6 protein-coding genes are annotated in these 5,376 nt (G+C 44.2%); 2 read left to right on the forward strand and 4 right to left on the reverse strand.

The annotated features are described in order from the left end of the window. The first annotated feature begins 73 nt into the window (after positions 1 to 73). Complete coding sequence (locus B3763_RS01325) at positions 74 to 826, forward strand: Imm49 family immunity protein (protein ID WP_286742810.1); 753 nt, start codon at positions 74 to 76, stop codon at positions 824 to 826. Between the two features lie 138 nt (positions 827 to 964). Here B3763_RS01325 and B3763_RS01330 read toward each other — a convergent pair whose 3' ends face one another. Both B3763_RS01330 and B3763_RS01335 read right to left on the reverse strand, forming a co-directional pair. Beyond that, positions 965 to 1,624, reverse strand: a complete 660-nt coding sequence (locus B3763_RS01330) for an outer membrane beta-barrel protein (RefSeq protein ID WP_286742812.1) — start codon at positions 1,622 to 1,624, stop codon at positions 965 to 967. A gap of 216 nt (positions 1,625 to 1,840) precedes the next feature. After that, positions 1,841 to 2,494, reverse strand: coding sequence for a hypothetical protein (locus B3763_RS01335; protein ID WP_286742815.1), 654 nt, complete (start codon positions 2,492 to 2,494; stop codon positions 1,841 to 1,843). Positions 2,495 to 2,681: 187 nt separating this feature from the next. On the opposite strand from B3763_RS01335, the gene B3763_RS01340 reads away from it, so the two are divergent. Then, complete coding sequence (locus tag B3763_RS01340; protein WP_286742818.1) at positions 2,682 to 3,386, forward strand: DUF4197 domain-containing protein; 705 nt, start codon at positions 2,682 to 2,684, stop codon at positions 3,384 to 3,386. Positions 3,387 to 4,030: 644 nt separating this feature from the next. Here B3763_RS01340 and B3763_RS01345 read toward each other — a convergent pair. Together B3763_RS01345 and B3763_RS01350 are read right to left on the reverse strand one after the other, a co-directional pair. Then, a complete protein-coding gene (locus B3763_RS01345) occupies positions 4,031 to 4,666 on the reverse strand; it encodes a peroxiredoxin (RefSeq protein WP_286742821.1) in 636 nt (211 codons plus the stop codon). A 245-nt stretch (positions 4,667 to 4,911) separates the two neighbouring features. Further along, the gene (locus tag B3763_RS01350; RefSeq protein WP_189630580.1) at positions 4,912 to 5,292 is read right to left on the reverse strand and encodes a GtrA family protein; all 381 of its coding nucleotides are present in this window, start codon (positions 5,290 to 5,292) and stop codon (positions 4,912 to 4,914) included. Between the last annotated feature and the right edge of the window lie 84 nt (positions 5,293 to 5,376).

Below are 5,376 nucleotides of genomic sequence, written 5' to 3' on the forward strand. Positions count from 1 at the left end.
AACGGATGAAAGTTGTTTCCGAAGCGGATAAACATAAAAATGAATTGGTGCTTCTTAATTTAGGGGGATAAAAATGGATTATCGTAAACGACTTATTGAAGTGCATCAAAAGTTCTATGAAGAGGAGAAAACTCTGATTGAAAGGTCTTTAGACCAAAGCTTATTACAAAACCATGTCAGGGTTGAATTCTTTTATTTAAATGAAGATGAAGCATTGTATCAATATAGCGTGGAAGGCAATATAGAAGTTGCCAAGCAGCACTTTTATACCTGTGGCCGGTGCGATGAATATATGATTAAGACCTATGATTATCAACGACTAAGTGCAGGGATTAGGCACATTGGCTACGCCCTTCTGAGCGATTGCAAGCCACTGATCGAACGATATGCATTGCTTAGTGATAGTGCTTTTGAGGTACAAAAAAGAAAAGGCCACCCGGTGTATTGTGTGCAACTGGCTCTGCTCAATAAGCTCGATGAGTTGGAGAAGCAAGTGGCCCTTTTAGGAGAAAAAGCCTCCAAAAAGACCAATAAATGGCTGCTTCCGGATGTAGGCTTTTTTGAAGGCCTGCTGGCTGCTGATGAAGGGCTGATGGTAGAAAGCCTGATGCAGCTTCTCAAACCCAGGCTGCACAATAAGTACAATGCCTTTTTCATTTTACAAAAAGACATACTCTCTTTCCCCGCGGTTACCTATGCCAAACTGGCGGCCTTAAAAGGGTATGACCTGGCCATTGAGCATGATCTGGTACCTAAAGACTTAATCACGGTTAAGCCTAACCCGGTGTATACCGATCCCTATCATTTTCTCAAAGAAAACGGATGAAAGTTGTTTCTAATGGTGCCCTTACAAATGACGGGTAGAAGATATATATTACGGGAACTGGTGCAGTTGGCGAGATAATAAGATTTTAACCAATTGTAAATGTTTGTGAATCAATGTCCGGGTTTTAGTCTTTGTTCGTTAAAGCGAGTATAAGAATCCCAGCTGAAAAGCATTGGTACGCAATCGGTTTGGCTCGGAGTCGCTATAATGGTATCGTACTACCTCACCCGAATATACGGTACTGAGGCTCGCCCTATAATTATATTTTAGCTCTGCCCGTAGGGTGTTGTTTAATTTGTAGCTGGCTCCCAGGGCAAAAGAGGCTTCCATGTAGGCGCTTCTGTTTTGGTTCAGTTGGCCATCATTGACTAAAAAGTGATTGTATAGGCCAACTTCTGCTATTGGAGATAGTCTTGATTGTTTTGGTTCGTAGCGAATAAGAAAAGGAACGGAAAGGTAGCGCTGCTCGACTCGTCTGTATTCAGGCACAATTAGCGCGTTGAATAGGGTATGGCAAAACCCACACTCTTTGAAAGAAGTAATGTCTTTTTGAGCATATAGCAGTCCTGATCGAAAACTGAACGAAGAGGAGTTGGAAAGCAAATTGGCGGTTATGCCCATGGAGAAGTTGGATCGGTCTCTGACAATCCGATCATAAAAGTTGGTTCCGGCATCTTTGAGCAAGCCGCTGCCTTCTATATTTTCTGTAGATAGCTCAATGCCCAATTCAATTTTTGGAGTTTGTGCCGTTAGGCCAAGGGCTACCAGTAGCCCGGCACAGGTTAGTAGTTTCTTCATAGGAGTGTAGTTCTCCTGTGTAGACAGTCAATGAAAGCAATTGGTTGGAAATGAAAAGGATAAACCTATTAAAAACGCAAAGAAAAACTGTCTCTGAATACTTCAGGTGGCCCGGCCCGGAAACTCTCACATAGTCCCTTTAGAAAGTACTTTGGTGAGCTAAGGAACGAGGTTCTGAATTTTTCAGAGACAGTTTTTAAATCAATGTCCAAGTGGCTACATCGGTACCGGCACTACCAGGTTTACCTGAACAGTGCCACCTCTTTCAGACCGTTGAACATTGCAAATTCGTTCGGTTTGAGCCGGTCCCAAAGGGAGTGTAGGGCAAGGCTTGGCACCCACTAAGCGAATACAGTCAGTACAGTTTACCGGGTAAACTCCGGGGTTACCGGAATTTTCCTGCAAGCCTCTGTTGTAAATAGTGGTGATGGGCGTGTTGTCTGGGCCATAGGCCCACCCGGCATCGGCATCCACTTTCATTTCGATAAAGCAATTTACTCCGTTCACACAGCTAATGTCTATGGCCTCAGCACAAGGAATGTTGGGGTTCAGTGTAAATTCTGCAATGTTAGTGCCCGTTTCTCCATGATGAAAACCGGCATCGGGCACAGGGCATTGAGGTTCTATGTAGAAACCGATGTTTCCGCTAAAGCATTTGCCTTTGGGGTCAAAGTTTTGAGTGGCCTTTGAGTCTAAGGTAAACTTACCCATGAGTTGGTTTACTTTGGTCAGAAAGGGAAAGTCGCTCAGTCCGCATGGGGTGGGGCAACATTTGTTTTGGCTGTTTTGAGCAGCAAAAGTTACGTAAACCTCTACGGCTTCATCCGATCCGTTGTATACGGACAATTGTGTGTAATCTGATTTGGTCATGATATGTGAGTTAAGTGTTAAGTAAGATTAGTGACAATAGGCGGTGTTTAAAACCGTAGAACTACTGGGTTTTAAAAACGCGTATAATTCAAAGAAGTAAGTCAGTGCCTATAGCTGTGGAAAAAAAGGCTCTGCTCGATCCAACTTTTGGCCCTTTTTGCGTTACCTGTTATAAAAACACAAGCATATGAGAAATCTCTACTTTATGGTACTGGGTCTGTTCTTGTTTAGCTGTTCTTCACAGGCCCAGGTTCTTCAAAAAGCCAAAGGACTACTGGGAGGCGATGCGGCTTTTACCAAAGAAGAAGCTGCCAACGCACTCAAGCAGGCTTTGGAGCAAGGCACCACAAAAGGGGTGGACTTGCTCTCGCAGATGGATGGGTATTTCAAAAATCCTGAGATTAAAATTCCGCTGCCTCCCGAAGCGCAGAGCGTTGAGCAAAAATTACGTTCAATGGGATTGGAAAAGCAGGTAGACCAAGCGGTGGAATCGCTAAACAGAGCGGCAGAAGACGCGGCCTCGGAAGCCAAGAATATTTTCATTGCGGCCATTAAGGCACTTACCATTCAAGATGCCATCAATATAGTAAAAGGCGAAAAGGATGCGGCTACACGTTTTCTGGAGCGTGAAACTTCGGCCGAACTCACGCGAAAATTTAGCCCCATTATAGAGAACAGTTTGAACAAAGTAAATGCCACGAGGCACTGGGAAGATGTGTTTAGTACGTACAACAAACTACCCCTGGTGAAAAAAGTAGAGACTGATTTAACAGCCTATGTGACACAAAAAGCCATAGACGGACTCTTTGTAATGATAGCTAAAGAGGAATTGAACATTCGACAAAATCCGGGAGCCAGAACTACAGAGTTGCTAAAGAAGGTGTTTAAGTAGCGGTTAGTCTAACTAACCTCGCAACACCCTGAGTGTCTCCTGAAAGGGTCACTGAGCACCAGCGTATAGCACATCAGAGTCCTCTAGTGAGAGACTCTGATGGTGGTTAGGTTCTATGAAAACGGGTACCTCAAAGACTAGCCTCTACTACTGGTCCTCTTTTTCACCCTGAGCAAAGCGAAGGGCCTATCAAATACCTATGCCACCTGAACATTCCCTAAATAGGCCCAATGCTCTTGCTTTAACCACAGCATTGTAGCACCCTGAGTGTCTCCTACAAGGGACACTGAGCACCAGCACTGCGTGCATCAGAGTCCTCTAGCGAGAGACTCTGATGGTGGTTAGGTTCTATGAAAACGGGTACTTCAAAGGCCAGCCTCTACTACTCGCCCTCTTTTCACCCTGAGCAAAGCGAAGGGCCTGTCAAGTTCCTATGCCACCTGAACATTCCCTAAATAGGCCCAATGCTCTTGCTTTAACCGCAGCATCACAACACCCTCAGTGTCTCCTACAAGGGACACTGAGCACCAGCACTGCGTGCATCAGAGTCCTCTAGCGAGAGACTCTGATGGTGGTTAGAGACTCTGATGGAGATTAGGTTAATCGGAAGAGTTCAAGGTGGCTCTCACCTAGCTTTTGAGATTTTACACATTCGGCTGAGGAGTGGTTCTGAGGTATGGTTTAATTACCTTATGACCTTTGGGAAATTTGGCTGGAATATCTTCCGTTGCAATGGCGGGCGAAACCACTACATCATCTCCCTCTTTCCAATCGGCCGGTGTAGCCACGCTATAGTTGGCCGTAAGCTGTAAGGAATCGATTACCCGCAGAATTTCTTGGAAATTGCGTCCGGTGGAGGCCGGGTAAGTGAGTGTGAGCTTCACTTTTTTATCCGGGCCAATCACAAAAACCGACCGAACGGTTAGGGTATCGTTGGCATTCGGATGAATCATATCATACAAGGTTGCCACTTTTCTGTCTTCATCGGCTATTATCGGAAAGTTCACCGTAGTGTTTTGCGTTTCGTTTATGTCTTGCACCCAGCCTTTGTGCGACTCAAGTCCGTCTACCGAAACGGCCAGCACCTTTACATTTCGCTTTTCAAACTCGCTTTTCAATTGAGCCGTGCGTCCTAATTCGGTAGTGCATACCGGAGTATAGTCTGCAGGGTGCGAGAATAATAAACCCCAGCTATCTCCCAACCATTCATGAAAATTAATTGGCCCCTCAGTGGTTTGAGCACTGAAATCAGGGGCAATGTCACCTAGTCTAATTGCCATAATTTTTAGTTTTAAGTTTAGTTGTGAACGTAGTGTTGAATACAAAGTTCAAAAAGTCTATAGAAATTATAGGGTTATTTAGAAAAAACTTAGATGACTCCTTACTATTGGGCAAAAGTGACCATAATTTTCCACTACAGGCAGAACGCTCTCAGCACCTGAGTGGTCGTTGATGAACGGGGGCAATGAAGACAACGATAAGAAGGCTTCTTGTCTAATACTCATAGAGTAAGCTCATGTATACCTTACATGAAAGTGAAGTTGTAGTTGGCTATGAAATTCCAGACTACCACTACGGCAATGGCAATAAGCTTGGCCCAGTAGAAATTAAGTCCCTTTTTATTGATGAGCAGATAAATGATGAGAGTATTAATACCCAGGCCAATAATGGCAAACCCCAGATACTTGGAGTATTGCAGCCACTCCTCGGGGTTGGAGTCGTGAAATGTCCAGGTTTTGTTAAGAAAAAAATTGAAGGTGGCGGCAAGCAGAAAGCCAAGTCCGTTGGCTACATATTTGTTCACCTTTATTTTTTCTTTTCCCAGATATGTTATTCCATAATCTATGCCCATTCCGGTGAGTCCAACCAGGCAAAATCTGATGAATTTGATGATTACTTCAGTCATTGATTTGTTGTGGGCGAAACCACAAATATGCAGAACATTTAAGTTTCTTGAAAAGGCTTACTTTTGTGCTTTCTAATTTCCTTA

Origin of the sequence: Roseivirga sp. UBA1976 (assembly GCF_002336325.1) — a bacterium.
In the GTDB taxonomy this organism is placed as follows: domain Bacteria; phylum Bacteroidota; class Bacteroidia; order Cytophagales; family Cyclobacteriaceae; genus Roseivirga; species Roseivirga thermotolerans.